Here is a 17,775-nt window from a genome sequence, read left to right on the forward strand (position 1 = left end):
GGCAACGAATGGAGTTTTTCATGGTTGATGTTACCGTTTATACCCGCCCTGGCTGCCCTTATTGCACGCGCGCAGTGGGCCTTCTCAATGACAAGGGCGTTAAGTTCAACGAAATTAATGCGGCTGCCACACCTGAACTGCGTGCAGAAATGCAGGAACGTTCGGGCCGCAATACTTTTCCGCAGATTTTTGTGGGCTCGGTTCATGTCGGCGGTTGCGATGATCTTTTTGCACTCGACAGTCAGGGCAAGCTTGACGGTCTGCTTGCAACCGGCGCATTGAGCTAAGTTGGAATAAGGGAGATACCAATGAGCACTTTTCGCGCTGCCGCTATCCAGATGCGTTCAGGCACCGATATTGTCCGCAATGTCGAGGCTTTGGAAAAACTGGTTTCTGATGCTGTGGCTCAAGGTGCTCATTATGTGCAAACCCCTGAAATGACCGGCGCGATGATGCGCGACCGTGCTGCGTTTTTTGCGAGCTTGCGTGATGAAGGCAATGACCTTGTGTTCAATGCAGCATCGGCACTTGCAAAAAAGCACGGCATCTTTCTGCATATCGGCTCGACGGCCATTGATGTCGGTGACGGCAAAGTTGCCAATCGTGGCAGCATCTTCGCGCCTTCCGGCGACAAGATTACGACTTATGACAAGGTGCATATGTTCGATGTCGATCTCGACAATGGCGAAAGCTGGCGCGAATCGGCAACCTATGAGCCGGGCAAAGAAACTGTTATTGCCGAATTGCCCTTTGCCAATGTCGGCATGGCTGTCTGCTACGATATTCGTTTCCCGCAGCTTTTCCGTGCACAGGCGCTTGCCGGTGCCAATGTGATCACCGCACCTGCTGCTTTCACCAGGCAGACAGGTGAAGCCCACTGGCATGTTTTGCAGCGTGCACGTGCCATCGAAAACGGTGCGTTCCTGATTTCGGCAGCACAAGGCGGTCTGCATGAGGATGGTCGCGAGACCTACGGCCATTCGCTGATCGTCTCGCCTTGGGGCAAGGTTCTGGCGGAAGCAGCCCACGATGAGCCAGCTGTGATTGTTGCAGATATTGATATTGCGGAAAGTGCGAGTGCACGTGCCAAAGTGCCCAATCTCAAGAATGCACGCGAGTTCTCGGTTAAGATTGCTTCAGCAAAAGAGAAAGAGGACGCATAATCCATGATCCGCTTTTCGCTTCATTGCGATCACGGCCATGAGTTTGAGGGCTGGTTTCGCGACAATGCCGATTTTGATCGGCAGTCGGAACGTAAACTTGTCTCCTGTCCTGTCTGCAATTCACCAGACATTCAGAAATCACTGATGGCGCCAGCAGTCTCCACCAGCCGCTCGAAAGAGCAGGTGGCGATTGCCATGGGTGAGGCGCAGAAGCAGGTGCTTGAGCAAATGCGGGAGCTGAGCCGAACGGTTCGCGAAAATGCGGATTATGTTGGCGATCAGTTTGCTGAGGAAGCGCGCAAAATCCACTTTGGTGAGACTGAAGTGCGTGGCATTTACGGCGAAGCGTCCAAGGAAGAAGTTCATTCTCTTATCGAAGATGGTGTCGATGTGATGCCGCTGCCGGTGTTTCCGGAAGATAAAAACTGATTTTCTAAAAATATTGATTGCGTAAGGGGACAGGCGCATGAAATTGATGGATTCGGCGCCTTTTCTGCTGATCACTACTGGAACGCTGCTGGGGTTAATTCTTCCCCTCGGGAAAATTGCTGCAGAAGCTGGTGTTCCGCCTGCAATGTGGACATTCCTGTTCTCAGCAAGTGCCGGGACTATCCTGCTGCTTGTGATGCTTTTGAGTAAAAAGCGGGTCGGTTTTTCAGGCGGTAGGCTGCGTTATTACATTTGCACCGCTGGAATTTCCTATGCGCTGCCCAATTTCCTCATCTTGTCTGCTATCCCGCGGCTTGGCGCTGGTTTCACGGGAATCATGTACACGCTGTCGCCGGTTATGACGCTGGTGATCTCAATGGGGTTTGGTCTGCGCCGCCCCAACGGGCTTGGGATTGCGGGGATTACGGCTGGTTTCATCGGTGCAATCATGGTGGCAGTGACGCGCGGGGAAGTGGGTAAACCTGCTGATCCGTTGTGGATCGGGCTTGCGCTTCTCATCCCGGTCTTGCTTGCGATGGGAAACGTCTATCGCACACTCGACTGGCCGAAAAATGCTGACCCGACTGAACTCGCCGCAGGCAGCCATCTGGCTGCGGCCGGGATGCTTTTTATCGGCATTTTCCTGTTTAACGGTAATTTCCCAATTGAGACACTCGCTCTGGCACCGATGACGGCAGTTGTACAAGCTATTGCTTCGGCGGGCATGTTCGCGCTTTTTTTCAGGCTACAGGCAGTCGGTGGACCGGTTTATCTCAGCCAGATAGGTTATGTTGCAGCGGCTCTTGGTCTGATTTCCGGAACTTTGTTTTTAGGCGAAAGCTATCCACCGCTCACTTGGATTGGCGCGGTCGTCATAGCCTTTGGTGTGGCGCTGACGACGAAGGCACAGAAGCGCTGATAATCGAATGTTTATGCGGGCCGTTCGGCGAGAACCATGTAGTTCACGTCGGTATCGCGTGAACGGCTCCAGCTATCGGCAAGTGGATTATAAGTGACGCCGAGCTTGTCGATGAGGCTGAGGCCAGCCTTGGAAAAGGCAGCTTCCAACTCTTCCGGGCGCACCAGCTTTTCATATTGATGCGTGCCGCGAGGCAGCCAACGCAGTACATATTCAGCACCGATGATTGCAAGGCCATAGGCTTTGAGCGTGCGATTGATGGTGGCAACGAACATAAGTCCACCCGGCTTCACCATTTCGCTAGTGGCAGACATGAACAGATCAACGTCTGAAACGTGTTCAACCACTTCCATGTTGAGAACAACGTCGAACTTCTCACCAGCCTCAGCCAAGGCTTCGGCAGTGGTAGCGCGATAATCGACCTCGACACCGCTTTGGGCGGCGTGGATTTTTGCAACTTCGATATTGGTTTCGGATGCGTCCGCGCCAACCACTGTTGCCCCAAGCCGTGACATCGGTTCACACAGTAGACCACCACCGCAGCCGATATCGAGAAAGCGCAGACCTTCAAACGGGCGAGGGCTGTTCGGATCGAGTTTGAACTTCTCGCAGACCTTTTCCTTGATATAGGTGAGCCGCGTTGGATTGAACTTGTGAAGCGGACGGAACTTACCCTGCGGGTCCCACCACTGCGCAGCAATGCGCGAAAAATGCTCGATTTCGGAAGCATCGATTGTGGTACGGGCAGTCTCGGTCATGTCATTCTCCAGCGGACGCAGCATGCAGTCCTGCTCTCAAGGTAGCGTGTTAAAGTCAAGGATCAAATCAAATTCCCGAATCCGAAGTGCTGATTATTGTTTCACGGGAATCATACTCTTGCGGAAGCGCGACATTTTAGCTATGTGACCCCGGGTTTGTCTGTCGCAAGAAAATAAGGTTTCGGCAGGCGTTAGTGTAATTTTTCAAAAGACGGGACGTATCCTTAAATGGCGCGCATCGTGATGAAATTCGGCGGCACTTCTGTGGCCGATCTGGAACGCATCTCTAATGTGGCGCGCCACGTCAAACGTGAAGTCGATGCCGGCAATCAGGTTGCCGTCGTTGTCTCCGCCATGTCGGGTAAGACCAACGAACTGGTCAACTGGGTGCAGAGCATGCCCAAGGTCGCCGGCGGCACCTCACCTTTTTACGACGCACGCGAGTATGATGCGATCGTTGCTTCTGGCGAACAGGTAACAAGCGGCCTTCTGGCAATTGCGCTTCAGGCGATCGGGATTGACGCTCGTTCTTGGCAGGGGTGGCAGATTCCTATCAAGACCGACAATGCGCATGGCGCTGCTCGTATTCAGGAAATCGACGGTTCGGAAATTATCCGTCGCATGGAAATGGGTCAGGTTGCGGTCGTTGCCGGTTTCCAAGGTATCGGCCCTGACAATCGTATAGCGACGCTGGGCCGTGGTGGTTCGGATACGTCGGCTGTGGCGATTGCAGCTGGTGTGAAGGCTGACCGTTGCGATATTTATACGGATGTTGATGGCGTCTATACGACCGACCCGCGCATCGAACCCAAGGCAAAGCGCCTTTCCCGCATTACATTTGAAGAAATGCTGGAAATGGCTTCGCTTGGTGCCAAGGTTCTGCAGGTGCGCTCGGTCGAGCTTGCCATGGTACACAAAGTTCGCACCTTCGTGCGCTCAAGTTTTACGGACCCCAATGCACCGGGCATGGATGATCCGATCAACCCGCCCGGAACGCTCATTTGCGACGAGGAAGAAATCGTGGAACAGCAGGTCGTAACAGGTATCGCCTATGCGAAGGATGAGGCACAGATTTCGCTCCGACGCGTGGCCGACCGGCCAGGCATCTCGGCTGCGATTTTCGGACCTCTGGCCGAAGAGCACATTAATGTCGATATGATCGTACAGAACGTGTCGGAAGACGGTTCGAAGACCGACATGACGTTCACGATCCCGACCGGCGATATCGATAAGGCACTGCGTGTTCTCGATAAAGTGAAGGCAGAAATCGGCTCCGATCATATCCAGTCGGAAACCGGACTTGCCAAGATTTCGGTGATCGGTATCGGCATGCGCAGCCATGCGGGTGTTGCAGCAACAGCCTTCAAGGCGCTGGCTGAAAAGGGCATCAATATCCGTGCTATCACCACGTCGGAAATTAAGATTTCTATCCTGATAGACGGCCCTTACGCTGAACTCGCTGTACGCACACTACATGGCGTCTATGGACTTGATAAATAGTCGATCCTTAGCCGGCTGTGATGCCGAGATCTAAAGTCGCATGTAAAGACCCGTTTTGAAACAATGCCGCTCACCGCTTTTGGGAGCGGCATTGTCTTATTATAGAAGTTGTCAGATTTTCTGACGAAGAGACTAGACGCGCGTGTCAAAAATGCTCACAAAGGATTTGGCGTAACGCTTCGCAGGCGGGTAATGGGAACTGGCTTTGCGACAAGCTGAGCCTGTACCAGAATGAGGAGCCCCCGACGATCATGCGTGATCTGACAACCGGTCCCCGCGTGCTGTTGAAGCGGCTGCGCGAATTGATGGCGGAGCCGCTGGAGCCGCAGGAGCGTCTTGACCGGATTGTCCGTGAAATCGCGCAAAATATGGTTGCGGAAGTCTGCTCCTTTTACATTCTTCGCGCCGATGGCGTGCTTGAGCTCTACGCCACCGAAGGTCTTAATCCACAATCCGTTCACCTGGCGCAGTTGCGTTTGGGGCAGGGTCTTGTCGGCACCATTGCAGCCAGTGCTCGTCCTTTGAACCTGACAGACGCACAGAGCCATCCGGCTTTTGCTTATCTGCCGGAAACGGGCGAAGAAGCCTATAATTCATTCCTCGGTGTGCCTGTGCTACGCGCTGGCCGCACTTTGGGCGTTCTTGTTGTCCAGAATCAGACCAAGCGCGCTTATCGTGAGGACGAGGTAGAAGCACTTGAAACGACAGCCATGGTTCTGGCCGAAATCATTGCGACGGGAGATGGTCTGCGTTTCGCGCGTCCAGGTATTGAACTGGATCTTGGTCGTCCTATGAGTGTGACTGGCAATGCGCTCAACGATGGCATCGGCCTTGGTCATGTCGTGCTGCACGAGCCGCGTATCGTCGTAACCAACCTTTTCAATGAAGACAGCCAAGCTGAGCTGATCCGACTGGAAGAAGCGCTGGGGTCTCTGCGCATTTCGATTGATGACATGCTTTCACGCCGCGATGTGGCTGTGGAAGGCGAGCATCGTGAAGTGCTCGAAGCCTATCGCATGTTTGCGCATGATCGTGGCTGGGTGCGTCGTCTCGAAGAAGCTGTGCACAATGGTTTGACCGCTGAAGCCGCTGTCGAAAAAGTTCAGAGCGACACACGTGCGCGCATGGTGCATCTGACCGATCCGTATATGCGTGAGCGCTTGTCTGATTTCGATGATCTGGCCAATCGTTTGCTGCGTCAGCTCATGGGGCGCGATGCCAAGACAATGGCCGAATCGCTCGCCAAGGATTCGATCATTGTCGCCCGTTCAATGGGTGCAGCAGAGCTCCTTGATTACCCGCGTGAGCGCTTACGCGGCGTGGTGCTCGAAGACGGTGCCGCGACGAGCCATGTTGTGATCGTTGCGCGCGCCATGGGGATTCCGGTTGTGGGACAGGCCAAAGGCGCTGTTTCCATGGCTGAAAACAATGATGCGGCGATTGTCGATGGCGATGAAGGCATCGTGCATCTGCGTCCGCAGGCCGATGTTGAAGCTGCCTATGCAGAAAAGGTTCGTTTCCGGGCCCGTCGTCAGGCGCTTTATCGCGAATCGCGTGACAAGCCCGCTCTGACGAAAGACGGGGTCGATATCTCGTTGCTGATGAATGCTGGTCTGCTGGTGGATCTGCCGCAACTTTCGGCATCAGGCGCTGCAGGTATCGGCCTGTTCCGTACCGAACTTCAGTTCATGGTGGCATCGACCTTCCCACGCGCGGAACAGCAAGAACGGCTTTATCGCTCGGTAATCGAGGCGGCAGGCAATAAGCCTGTCACCTTCCGGACGCTCGATATTGGCGGCGACAAGGTGCTCCCCTATTTCCGTGCCACAGCGCAGGAAGAAAATCCGGCTCTCGGCTGGCGTGCAATCCGTTTGACATTGGATCGTCCCGGCTTGCTGCGGACACAGTTGCGCGCGTTGCTGAAAGCTGCGGGCGGGCGTGAACTTAAAATCATGCTACCGATGGTAACCGAGGTTAGCGAAGTGAAGGCCGCGCGCGAGATCATTGATCGCGAAGTCCGTCATCTTTCCCGCTTTGCCCATACGCTGCCGCTCAATCTGAAGCTCGGGGCCATGGTTGAAGTGCCAGCACTGCTGTGGCAGCTCGATGAGTTGATGTCGATTGTGGACTTTGTCTCGGTCGGTTCCAATGATCTATTCCAGTTCCTGATGGCGGTCGATCGCGGAAATTCGCTGATTTCCGGTCGCTTCGATCAGCTTTCGCCAGCCTTCCTGCGCACACTTCGACATATTGTCGATGCTGGAAATCGTCACGGAAAGCCGGTCACATTGTGCGGTGAAATGGCGGGCCGTCCGCTGACTGCGATGGCGCTACTCGGCCTTGGCTTCCGTTCGATTTCCATGTCGGCGGCCAATATCGGTCCAGTGAAGGCGATGCTTGGCGCGCTTGATGTGAGCAAGCTCAACGCATTGTTGAACGAGAAACTGGACAAGCCCAATGGCGCACATTCGATGCGCGAATTGCTGCTTCAGTTTGCCGAAGACAACGATATTCCGTTATAGCGTAGAAAATTGCATGGAATGTTTGGGTGCCGCGCATTGTGTGCGGCGCTCAATACTGTTTATTCACGCGCTGCTTGCTCTTTGTATTTACGCATTTGCCTCACGCAGTTTTGGCTCAAATGCTCTGATTAGGACGAAACAATGATTGCCTTGCCACAGGACCGGATGGACCAGCTTCTGAAGCGGTTCTCGATGATTGAAAGCCAGATGGCGAACAATCCGGATTCGGAAACCTATGTGAAGCTTGCGTCGGAATATTCCGAGCTTCAGGAAGTCGTGGGCAAAATTCGTGAACTGACAGATGCACGCAATGAAGCGCGGGATCTCGCTTCTATGCGCGATGATGCATCAACTGACGCTGAAATGCGGGCGCTGGCTGTGGAAGAACTGCCAGGTGTGCTTGAACGGATCGAGGGGCTGGAGCAGGAAGTGCAGATTCTTCTTCTGCCGAAAGACGCGGCAGACGAGAAGAACGCGATCCTTGAAATCCGCGCCGGTACGGGTGGGCTGGAAGCAGCGCTTTTCGCAGGTGATCTTTTCCGCATGTATGAGCGTTTTGCAGCTGAAAAAGGCTGGCGCGTTGAGCTGGTATCATCCAGCGAAGGTGACGCAGGCGGTTATAAGGAAATCATTGCCACGGTTTCGGGCAAGGGTGTTTTCTCCAAGCTCAAATTCGAATCAGGTGTGCATCGTGTGCAGCGCGTCCCGGAAACTGAAGCAGGTGGACGTATTCATACATCCGCTGCAACCGTTGCGGTGTTGCCGGAAGCCGAAGATATCGACATTGAAATCCGCAATGAGGATATCCGCATCGATACGATGCGTGCGTCTGGTGCCGGCGGACAGCACGTCAACACGACTGACTCGGCTGTGCGTATCACCCATATTCCTACCGGCATCATGGTGGTGCAGGCCGAAAAATCGCAGCACCAGAACCGCGCCCGGGCAATGCAGATTTTGCGTGCGCGTCTTTATGATATGGAGCGGCAAAAGGCCGATAGTGAACGTTCGGAATCGCGTCGCAGCCAGGTTGGCTCGGGGGATCGTTCAGAGCGCATCCGCACCTATAACTTTCCGCAGGGGCGCGTTACCGATCACCGTATTAATCTGACCCTCTACAAACTCGACCGAGTGATGATGGGTGAACTCGACGAACTGGTCGATGCATTGATCTCCGATCATCAGACAGCACTTCTGATGGAACTGGGCGAAAACACGTGAGTGGCGAACGTCTTGATAGCTTGACGGCATCAAGCCGCGCACGACTTCGTGCGGCACACCTCGATACCCCCGATCTCGACGCGCAGCTTCTTGTCGAGTGGATCACTGGCGCAACGCGGCTTGATCTGATTTCCGCGCCGGAAAAGCTCATTGATGAAGCGCAGGTTGCGCAATTGAATGACGCATTGGAGCGTCGGATAGCGGGCGAGCCTGTGCATCGCATTATCGGAATGCGCGAGTTTTATGGTTTGCCATTCCGGCTTTCGCCCGAAACACTAGAACCGCGACCCGATACCGAAGCACTCGTTGAGCTGATCTCACCTTATATCGAAAAGCTAATCGCACGGCACGGTCGGGCAACGATGCTCGATATGGGCACGGGTACGGGTGCCATCGTGATTTCACTGCTGCATCAGTTTGAAAAGCTGCACGGTATTGGACTGGACGTCGCGGAAGGTGCACTGGCCATGGCACGGATCAATGCGGCCATGAATGGTGTTAGCGATAGATTTGCGGCGCTGAAAAGCGATTGGTTTTCCAATGTGCGCGGTCGGTTTCATCTTATTGTTTCAAATCCCCCCTATATTCCGCATAAAGACATCGCGGATCTGTCACGAGAAGTGCGTGAGCATGATCCGATGGCGGCCCTCGATGGGGGAATGGATGGACTGGATTTTTATCGTGCTCTTGCAAAGCATGCAGCAGAGTACCTATATAAGGATGGAATAGTTGCCGTCGAAATTGGCGCAGGCCAGTTTGACGATGTGAGCGCGGTTTTTAAAAGCGCTGATTTCCATTTGATCAACAGTGCGAGCGATTTCGGTGGCCATAGAAGGGCCATGGTTTTCACGCAGAAAGATGCAACGGGCTTTTAATAGAACGAGTGTCGGAGTTGTGTTTGGTCTGATTGAAACAGATTGACACTCCAACGATGTTTTCAGTGTGCATCATGTCCAAAAACCATTTCACAGTTTTCGGGATACGCTGTAAAAAACGCTCGATGTTACTAAAAAAGCGCTTGGAATTTACGGCGAAGCCGTTTAGTTTCCAGCCACCGTATACAGCCAGAATGGTTTTGCCCGCTTGAGGGCGGTGGCGGAAATGCTCCATGACGACTTTAGGTCATGCTCCCATGTGGATTTTTCTCATGGGATGGTTTGTACGGAAGTGCACGACTTTCAAAAATAGTTCCGAGAAGTTCGTCTTTTCGGATCGGGTCTTGCAAAGTGCCAACCCGAAAGGTTCGTGTTGTCTTTGATAGACGACGCGGAACTCAGAACCATTCGATGTGTGGGAAGTTTTAGGGTGTGCTTCCTCCATGGCTCGATAATGCGAAGCCGGTGGCTTTACGCTACAGGAATTTTACGCCCTTTAATCTGAAAAGAGATGACTATGAGGCCAGCACAGCAGAACAGGCGCATGCGCGGACGGGGGAATAACAATAATAATAACAACAATAACCGCAAGGGCCCCAATCCTCTGTCGCGTAATTATGAAAGCAATGGTCCGGATGTAAAAATCCGCGGCAATGCTCAACATATTGCAGAAAAATATACGACACTGGCTCGCGACGCGCAGGCGTCCGGTGATCGTGTCATCGCTGAAAATTATCTTCAGCACGCAGAACATTACAATCGCATCATCATGGCTGCCATGGCGCAGCAGAACATTCCGTATCAGCGCGAAGAAAACTTCGACAATGATGGTGGTGATGAAGATGAAAATGAAAACGGCTTTGTTCAAGCCGCTTCCGCACCGCAGCCAGTAAACGGTTCGGGCCCGCAGCCTGTTATCGAAGGCACACCTGCTGAAGTCGTCTATGGCGAACAAGGCAGCGAGAACCGTTCGGAAAATCGCTCGCAGTCACGTGATGGACGCGATCAGCGTCGTCTTGGTCGCGGTCGTCGCCCACAGCGCGAACGTTTCAATGCGGACGATAGTTCGGAACAGCCTTCAGTAGACGTACAGGTTGCTGCAGCTGACGAACAACCAGCCGCAGTATCAGCGCCCGTATCGGCACCGGTTGTTGAAAAGCCAGCTCGCGCTGAAAAGCCTGCCAAGGTTGTAGAGGAAGCTGCCCCTGTCGTGGAAAAGGCCGCTCCTGCGGCTGAAGCGCCGGTCGAAGCTTCGGCTGAAGAAGAAGCTCCAGTCCGTCGCACACGTCGTCCGGGTCGTCCGCGCCGTGTTGCCAAGGATGAAGGTGCTGGCGATACGTCGGTCGCAGAAACTGCGGATTCCGACGCTTAATTTTCAAAACTACAACTGATTGATATTTAAAGATGGCGCGGTTCTCCGCGCCATCTTTTATTTGTGCGTTTGTAGTGATTACGGTCTTGCCGAAAACGTCCTATCTTCCCATATGACTTTACGGATAGGGAGCCTGCCGAATTCGGGGGCTCCGTCACCCAATATCTTTCGATGCCAGAATGGGTCGGAAGGAAAAGGAGACATCATGAATATTGAAAAATACACTGAACGGGTTCGGGGTTTTATTCAGTCGGCTCAGACCTTTGCTCTTTCATCGGGCAACCAGCAGTTCACGCCTGAGCATCTTTTGAAAGTACTCGTCGATGACGAAGAAGGCTTGGCTGCATCTTTGATTGAACGTGCGGGCGGCCGCATCGCTGATGTGCGTCTTGGATTACAAAATGCGCTAGAGAAACTTCCGAAAGTAAGCGGTGGCAATGACCAGCTTTATCTTGCGCAGCCATTGGCAAAGGTTTTCACCTTGGCCGAAGAGCTTGCGAGCAAGGCAGGCGACAGCTTTGTCACGGTCGAACGACTACTCACGGCACTTGCGATTGAGAAATCTGCTAAAACATCCGAAATTATGGCCGCTGCTGGTGTAACGCCGACGGCGCTCAACAAGGTCATCAACGATATGCGTAAGGGTCGTACCGCCGATTCGGCTTCCGCTGAAAGTAACTACGATGCGCTCAAGAAATATGCGCGCGATCTGACGGAAGATGCGCGTGCGGGTAAGCTCGATCCGGTTATCGGTCGTGACGAAGAAATTCGTCGCACGATTCAAGTGCTGTCACGCCGTACCAAGAACAATCCCGTTCTGATTGGTGAGCCAGGCGTGGGCAAAACCGCGATTGCAGAAGGTCTGGCACTTCGTATTGTCAATGGCGACGTGCCTGAATCGCTTAAAGACAAGCAGTTGATGGCGCTCGACATGGGGTCGCTGATCGCTGGTGCAAAATATCGTGGCGAGTTTGAAGAACGTCTGAAGGCAGTGCTTTCGGAAGTGCAGACGGCTGCGGGTCAGATCATTCTGTTCATTGATGAAATGCACACGCTTGTCGGCGCTGGTAAATCAGACGGTGCGATGGATGCATCGAACCTTCTCAAGCCAGCACTTGCTCGTGGCGAATTGCACTGCGTTGGCGCGACCACGCTTGAGGAATATCGCAAATATGTTGAGAAGGACGCTGCCCTTGCTCGTCGCTTCCAGCCGGTGTTTGTCGATGAGCCGACGGTTGAAGATACTATCTCGATCCTGCGTGGGCTGAAGGAAAAGTACGAGCAGCACCATAAAGTTCGCGTCTCTGACTCGGCACTTGTGGCAGCCGCTACGCTTTCAAACCGCTACATCACGGATCGTTTCCTGCCGGATAAGGCGATCGATCTCGTCGATGAAGCCGCATCACGTTTGCGGATGCAGGTGGATTCCAAGCCTGAAGAACTCGACGAAATCGACCGCCGTGCAATGCAGCTCAAAATAGAGCGTGAAGCGCTGAAGGTTGAAACCGATGCGGCCTCCTTAGATCGTTTGCAGCGTCTTGAGAAAGAGCTGTCCGATCTCGAAGAAGAGTCGGCTGAACTGACGGCGAAGTGGCAAGCTGAAAAGCAAAAGCTCGGACTTGCGGCGGATTTGAAGCGTCAGCTCGAAGAAGCTCGCAATGCTTTGGCCATCGCGCAGCGCAGCGGCGAGTTCCAGAAGGCAGGTGAACTTGCCTATGGCACGATCCCGCAGCTCGAAAAGCAGCTGGTCGATGCTGAAAGCAGCGAGAACAAAGGCTCGTTGCTGGAGGAAACCGTGACGCCTGAACATGTCGGGCAGATCGTTGCTCGCTGGACTGGCATTCCGGTCGAACGGATGCTGGAAGGTGAGCGTGAGAAGCTTCTGCGTATGGAAGACGAAATCGGCAAACGGGTTGTCGGTCAGGGTGAAGCCGTTCAGGCGGTTTCAAGAGCTGTCCGCCGTGCACGTGCCGGTCTTCAGGATCCGAACCGGCCAATCGGCTCATTCATTTTCCTCGGACCAACCGGCGTAGGCAAGACCGAGCTGACCAAGGCACTGGCTTCGTTCCTTTTTCAGGACGACACGGCAATGGTGCGTATCGATATGTCGGAATTCATGGAGAAGCATTCCGTGAGCCGTCTGATCGGTGCACCTCCCGGCTATGTTGGTTACGAAGAAGGTGGTGTTCTGACGGAAGCCGTGCGTCGCAGACCTTATCAGGTGATCCTGTTCGACGAGATCGAAAAGGCGCATCCAGATGTTTTCAACGTGCTGCTTCAGGTACTCGATGATGGTCGTCTGACTGATGGTCAGGGCCGTACCGTTGATTTCCGCAATACGGTCATCATCATGACTTCCAACCTTGGCGCTGAATATCTTGTCAATCTTGGCGAGAAGGAAGATGTCGAAAGCGTTCGTGATGAGGTGATGGGTGTCGTACGGGCTGCGTTCCGTCCGGAATTCTTGAACCGCGTCGATGAAATCATCCTGTTCCACAGGCTTCGTCGCGACGATATGGGTTCGATTGTCGACATCCAGATGAAGCGGTTGCAGGCTCTTCTGCATGATCGCAAGATCACGTTGGAGCTTGAAGACGATGCCCGCGAATGGCTGGCAAACAAGGGGTATGATCCAGCTTATGGCGCGCGTCCGTTGAAGCGCGTCATCCAGAAGGAAGTTCAGGACCCATTGGCCGAGCGTATTCTGCTTGGCGATATTCTTGACGGTTCCATCGTCAAGATACTGCCCGGCTCAGATCGCCTCAACTTCCGCTCGATTCGCGTCGCAGTTGAAGGTGAGCCTGTGAAGGAAAACGCAGACGCGTAAAGCCCGACGTGTGATTATGAAAAGCGCCGCAGTCATTCGATTGTGGCGCTTTTTCTTTTTTCTGTAGGCGCGAACGGTATTTATGGCCATCTTCATGTCCAGTTCATCTGGCATTTGCTGTTATTGAATAAACAATTGTTAACTATATAACTGCATCCATACGGCCTAAGATCATTCAGGGTTTCCTACATGTCGCATCTCTTACGCATGCTTTGCTTCGGATTGTTCGGTTCTGCAATCATTCTTGCAGCGGGGGCGGCAGCTCATGCGGAAGAGCGCGATGCGACGAGCAATGTTTCGCAGCCCGTGCAGATGGCTCAGCTTTTCGACTGGGGTCGCGAGCGCAGTCCCGATCAAGGCGGTGGTCGGGGAGTGCGGGTTTACACCGATGAATATGGGCGTCAGGTAACGCTCGACCGCCGCGGACGTGTCATCAATATTGAAGATCCGCGCGAATCCGACCGTTATGCGCGTGGTGGTCAGCAGGGCGGGAACTGGTCTGAAGGCCCAGTTGGTGGCGGTGCACCCTATGATGGCTTTGGTAATGTGCCAGAGGATCCGAACTATTATCCAGATGCGCCTACCGCACCAGCTTATGATTATAACCGCGACGGACAGGTGCAGCGCTCGGAGTTGCCGCCAGCCGGCACCGAATATCCTGACACTGAGTCGCCAACAGCCAGCATTAATCGTGATCCGGGATATGAGCAGCCGTCGATGCAACCGCATGCTGTACCCAATCCTGATGACATGACTCCAGCTATAGAAATGCCGAAAGGGCAGGGAGCCAAGGAAAAGATCGCGGCCTATCAGATTCTGCTTGATCGGGCTGGTGCATCGCCGGGCGTCATTGATGGTCGTTCGGGCAGCAATGTCGATAAGGCTGCTGCAGCTTTTGGTGAGATGACTGGCAAGATTCTCAATCCGAAGGATGACGCTGCGATCAATGCTGAGCTGGAAGCGACCGGCGGCGCAGCCTTCACCGAATACACGATCACCAACGAAGATGTAGGGCGTCAGTATGTTGCGTCCATTCCTGACGACTATGCCCACAAGGCGCAACTTCCGGCCATGGCCTATACGTCGGTCACGGAAATGCTCGGTGAGAAGTTTCATATAGATGAGGCTTATCTCAAAGAGATCAACCCGGGCGTCAACTTCAATCAGCCGGGCTCTGTCGTCAAAGTTCCTAATCTGGGAAAGCCGGTTCGCACGAAGGTTGCCCGAATCATCGCCGACAAAGGCCGTAAGCAAGTGCGCGGCTATGACGAAACCGGCAAACTCGTTGTGGCCTATCCTTCGACAATCGGTTCATCGGATACGCCATCACCGTCGGGCATTGTGCAGGTTCAGCGTATCGCCATCAATCCGAACTACACCTACAATCCGAAGATCAACTTCAAGCAAGGCAGCAATGACAAGGTTTTGACCATCCCTCCTGGACCCAACGGTCCTGTTGGTACTGTCTGGATTGCGCTTTCCAAGCCGACATACGGTATTCATGGAACGCCTGAGCCTTCGCGGATTGGTAAAACATCAAGCCATGGCTGTGTGCGGTTGACCAATTGGGATGCTGAAGAACTGGCCAAGCTTGTAAAAGCAGGCGTGACCGTCGAGTTCACGGAATAAACACGGCGAAAGCTTCCTAATAAAGACAAAGCGCGGTGCATTTTGAAAGATGCGCCGCGCTTTCGTGTTTTGTGGGGGCTGAGATAAACCAATATGCGAAGGAAGAATTATTAGCTCTTTGTCGATCCGCTGGAGGCCAGCTTAGTGCCATTACCCGCATCGTCTGTATCCAGAAGCGTATCGATACGGTCCCGTTCCTGCTTGAAAGCTTCAAGCTCTTTGCCCTTGAGCGCTTTATTGTCTGGCAGGCGGATACGAAGCGGATCAACTTTGGTGCCGTTGACAATCAGCTCGTAGTGAAGATGAGGACCGGTTGATAGCCCGGTTGATCCGACATAACCTATAACTTGGCCCTGACGTACGCGCGAACCCGCAGTTACGCCACGCGCAATCGCGTTCTGATGACTGTAGCTACTGACATAGCCATTGGCATGACGAATCAAGGTCTGATTACCGTAGCCATTTGTCCATCCAGCCTTTTCCACCACACCGTTACCCGATGAGATGATCGGCGTACCGCGTGGGGCCGCCCAGTCGACACCTGTATGCATTCGGCTGTAGCCAAGAATTGGATGCCGGCGCATACCAAAAGGAGAACGGAACACACCGTTTGGAACGGGATTACGCAATAAAAACTGCTTTGCGCTTTTGCCGTCTTCATTGAAATAGTCGACGGCCCCGTCCGGCGCTTGATAGCGATAGAATTTACGTGTCGTACCGCTGAAGGTCGCTGAAACGAAAAGGAGTTGCGAATCACCCTCAATCTTCTCTGGATCCTCTGGAAGCGAGAAGAAGGCATCAATATTATCACTCTGCGAAAGTCGGGCCTGAAGGTCGACGTCTGTTGCAAGCATTTTGACGAGCTGCTCGCGCATGGTTTCGGTCATGCCATAAGCAAGTGCTGCGCGGCTTATGCCATCATAGACACTTGGGAGATTGCCACGAATCGCAGTCGGTGGCGCATCACCATCAAAGGCCGATGCGAGAAGCGGTGTTTCTTCGGGCTGATCGGATGGTACATATTGCTTGCGATCATTAAGAGAGACAGTCACCAGATGGGTCGTCCGGTGATAAATGCTCGCCCTGACGATACGATCCTCACCATCCTGAGTTTCGGTGCCAATACGCAGCACGCTGCCCTCTTTAAGGCGTGGCGAATTCAGCAGCTTCGTGAGCGCATCAGCCATATTCGTAGCATCTTCGCCCGTATAGCCAGCATTTTGCAGCGCTTGATCGATTTCCATCGTCTGACGGAAAGGAATCAGTTCTTCCGAGAATCCATCACTGGCCTCTTCGTCGTCAGCGCGCTGGGAAACACTGACGTTTTCCTGCGTGATTTTTACGCCAAGAGCTGGGCTAAGCGCAAAAGACGAATCTGTTCCGCCGAAGCGGGCAGGATCGACATAATGTAATGAGGCAACCTGAACATCACCGTCGGTCAACAAAACACCGGTGTCTCGAACGACCTTCTCCACCTCATCGACAGTCAAATCATTCGATGGGTCGAATGTTGTGCTGTTCAATGGGAAGTCAGCAACTTTGAGGCTGACTTCGCTTTCGACTTTGGCACCATAAATCTGGCTCGCATCAGCAGGTTGTGGTGCCGCAGGCCCTTCCGAAAAAATAGCCATTGCATCAAAAGCCGGGTATTTTCGGTTCGACGGGTGATCGACGGCCAATGCCATGCTGACCAGTTCGAAGGGACGCGTGCGGATAACTTCACGCTCACCGACTTTTTGCATGGTCGATAGATCGAAGCGACGGCGGTCGTTGGCTTTCTGTTTGGAGATAGTGCTTACGAGGCGGGCGCCTTTTGTGACGTTGGTATCATTAACGACGCCAGGCATGTCATTGCGCGCGAGAATTTCAGGCGGGGTTGCCAATTGTTCGCGACCATCAAGAGCTGCAAACAATGCAACGCCGATCAACATACAAGAAGTAACACCTGTGAGAAATGTGCCAGCGAGCCAGCGTGCAGAAACTTCACGCCTGTCCGGCGGACGACGCCGTCCACCTACCGTGAGCGGGGGCTCGTCACCTGGATCGAGATTGTTCGGCCCCAGTTCTTTCATGCTGCTCTTGTAGGCCCTTCTTCAAATCTGGCCGCACATAAAGGTGCGTGAACATCATTTTTCAGAAAGCAGGGTAACTGCCGTCCGACGTATGGTGTCTTCCCTTAATTATGGAAGTCCCTCAAGCGGGTTATTGAGTTTTGCCTGCCACAACGCGTTAAGTCAACGATAAGCGACGGAGCTTTGGTTATTCACAGCGCTTTGCAGGCCAACTTTCAATCCGCGCAGACGCTATTGCAATAATGAGGCCGGTTTGTGGCTCTTCTTTATCTATAAGGAGCAGAGATGATGCTGTTATATAAAGACAAGCCGTGGAAAACTTGCGGACTGTGGAAATCTGTCAAAAAAAGTTCAAAAAAGTCAGATTAGGCGTTGACAGTTTTGTTTAGTGGGACGTATATAGCGACACAACGAGGGCGGCGGCGTCGCAAGCGACAGGCTGATGCGTCCTTGGAGTTGACATAAAGAGTTTGACAGTGATGTTTGAA

13 protein-coding genes are annotated in these 17,775 nt (G+C 53.4%); 11 read left to right on the forward strand and 2 right to left on the reverse strand.

Features of this window, described 5'->3' with window-relative positions; genetic code table 11:
- Positions 1–20 precede the first annotated feature (20 nt).
- Genes grxC through OIV19_RS20940 form a run of 4 tightly spaced genes read left to right on the forward strand, consistent with a single transcriptional unit; the run spans position 21 to position 2,511 of the window.
- Positions 21–287, forward strand: a complete 267-nt coding sequence (grxC, locus tag OIV19_RS20925; protein WP_095447544.1) for a glutaredoxin 3 — start codon at positions 21–23, stop codon at positions 285–287.
- 21 nt (positions 288–308) lie between these two features.
- A complete protein-coding gene (locus OIV19_RS20930; protein WP_264233612.1) occupies positions 309–1,163 on the forward strand; it encodes a carbon-nitrogen hydrolase family protein in 855 nt (284 codons plus the stop codon).
- A gap of 3 nt (positions 1,164–1,166) precedes the next feature.
- On the forward strand, positions 1,167–1,592 hold the full coding sequence (locus OIV19_RS20935) for a DUF1178 family protein (RefSeq protein WP_095447542.1): 426 nt from the start codon (positions 1,167–1,169) through the stop codon (positions 1,590–1,592).
- 37 nt (positions 1,593–1,629) lie between these two features.
- Positions 1,630–2,511, forward strand: coding sequence for a DMT family transporter (locus OIV19_RS20940; protein ID WP_095447541.1), 882 nt, complete (start codon positions 1,630–1,632; stop codon positions 2,509–2,511).
- Positions 2,512–2,522: 11 nt separating this feature from the next.
- On the opposite strand, the gene ubiG is transcribed toward OIV19_RS20940, so the two are convergent.
- Complete coding sequence (gene ubiG, locus OIV19_RS20945; RefSeq protein ID WP_191793975.1) at positions 2,523–3,269, reverse strand: bifunctional 2-polyprenyl-6-hydroxyphenol methylase/3-demethylubiquinol 3-O-methyltransferase UbiG; 747 nt, start codon at positions 3,267–3,269, stop codon at positions 2,523–2,525.
- A gap of 228 nt (positions 3,270–3,497) precedes the next feature.
- On the opposite strand from ubiG, the gene OIV19_RS20950 reads away from it, so the two are divergent.
- The 7 genes from OIV19_RS20950 to OIV19_RS20980 all read left to right on the forward strand — a co-directional run bounded on the left by OIV19_RS20950 (position 3,498) and on the right by OIV19_RS20980 (position 15,215).
- A complete protein-coding gene (locus tag OIV19_RS20950) occupies positions 3,498–4,769 on the forward strand; it encodes an aspartate kinase (RefSeq protein WP_095447540.1) in 1,272 nt (423 codons plus the stop codon).
- A 251-nt stretch (positions 4,770–5,020) separates the two neighbouring features.
- Positions 5,021–7,291, forward strand: a complete 2,271-nt coding sequence (ptsP, locus tag OIV19_RS20955) for a phosphoenolpyruvate--protein phosphotransferase (RefSeq protein ID WP_095447539.1) — start codon at positions 5,021–5,023, stop codon at positions 7,289–7,291.
- Positions 7,292–7,432: 141 nt separating this feature from the next.
- A complete protein-coding gene (gene prfA, locus OIV19_RS20960; RefSeq protein ID WP_191793977.1) occupies positions 7,433–8,512 on the forward strand; it encodes a peptide chain release factor 1 in 1,080 nt (359 codons plus the stop codon).
- Positions 8,509–9,387 carry a peptide chain release factor N(5)-glutamine methyltransferase gene (gene prmC / locus OIV19_RS20965; RefSeq protein WP_264233616.1) on the forward strand — a complete coding sequence of 293 codons (879 nt, stop codon included), beginning with the start codon at positions 8,509–8,511 and terminating at the stop codon, positions 9,385–9,387. Before prfA ends, prmC begins: the two co-directional genes overlap by 4 nt.
- 517 nt (positions 9,388–9,904) lie before the next feature.
- Positions 9,905–10,759, forward strand: coding sequence for a DUF4167 domain-containing protein (locus tag OIV19_RS20970; protein WP_264233618.1), 855 nt, complete (start codon positions 9,905–9,907; stop codon positions 10,757–10,759).
- A gap of 205 nt (positions 10,760–10,964) precedes the next feature.
- Positions 10,965–13,586, forward strand: a complete 2,622-nt coding sequence (gene clpB, locus OIV19_RS20975) for an ATP-dependent chaperone ClpB (RefSeq protein WP_095447535.1) — start codon at positions 10,965–10,967, stop codon at positions 13,584–13,586.
- Between the two features lie 189 nt (positions 13,587–13,775).
- Positions 13,776–15,215 (forward strand): L,D-transpeptidase, encoded by a 1,440-nt coding sequence (locus OIV19_RS20980; protein WP_264233621.1) that lies wholly within the window; start codon positions 13,776–13,778, stop codon positions 15,213–15,215.
- 110 nt (positions 15,216–15,325) lie between these two features.
- Here the strand turns inward: OIV19_RS20980 and OIV19_RS20985 are convergent, their stop codons facing one another.
- The gene (locus tag OIV19_RS20985) at positions 15,326–17,287 is read right to left on the reverse strand and encodes a M23 family metallopeptidase (RefSeq protein ID WP_191793981.1); all 1,962 of its coding nucleotides are present in this window, start codon (positions 17,285–17,287) and stop codon (positions 15,326–15,328) included.
- Positions 17,288–17,775: the final 488 nt, after the last annotated feature.

The sequence above is a fragment of the Brucella sp. HL-2 genome (assembly GCF_025846885.2).
GTDB lineage: Bacteria > Pseudomonadota > Alphaproteobacteria > Rhizobiales > Rhizobiaceae > Brucella > Brucella quorumnocens.

Bases quoted from the DNA above. Each gene is read 5' to 3' on its own strand.
- grxC (WP_095447544.1), top strand. From the start codon at position 21: ATGGTTGATGTTACCGTTTATACCCGCCCTGGCTGCCCTTATTGCACG.
- OIV19_RS20930 (WP_264233612.1), top strand. From the start codon at position 309: ATGAGCACTTTTCGCGCTGCCGCTATCCAGATGCGTTCAGGCACCGAT.
- OIV19_RS20935 (WP_095447542.1), top strand. From the start codon at position 1,167: ATGATCCGCTTTTCGCTTCATTGCGATCACGGCCATGAGTTTGAGGGC.
- OIV19_RS20940 (WP_095447541.1), top strand. From the start codon at position 1,630: ATGAAATTGATGGATTCGGCGCCTTTTCTGCTGATCACTACTGGAACG.
- ubiG (WP_191793975.1), bottom strand. From the start codon at position 3,269: ATGACCGAGACTGCCCGTACCACAATCGATGCTTCCGAAATCGAGCAT.
- OIV19_RS20950 (WP_095447540.1), top strand. From the start codon at position 3,498: ATGGCGCGCATCGTGATGAAATTCGGCGGCACTTCTGTGGCCGATCTG.
- ptsP (WP_095447539.1), top strand. From the start codon at position 5,021: ATGCGTGATCTGACAACCGGTCCCCGCGTGCTGTTGAAGCGGCTGCGC.
- prfA (WP_191793977.1), top strand. From the start codon at position 7,433: ATGATTGCCTTGCCACAGGACCGGATGGACCAGCTTCTGAAGCGGTTC.
- OIV19_RS20970 (WP_264233618.1), top strand. From the start codon at position 9,905: ATGAGGCCAGCACAGCAGAACAGGCGCATGCGCGGACGGGGGAATAAC.
- clpB (WP_095447535.1), top strand. From the start codon at position 10,965: ATGAATATTGAAAAATACACTGAACGGGTTCGGGGTTTTATTCAGTCG.
- OIV19_RS20980 (WP_264233621.1), top strand. From the start codon at position 13,776: ATGTCGCATCTCTTACGCATGCTTTGCTTCGGATTGTTCGGTTCTGCA.
- OIV19_RS20985 (WP_191793981.1), bottom strand. From the start codon at position 17,287: ATGAAAGAACTGGGGCCGAACAATCTCGATCCAGGTGACGAGCCCCCG.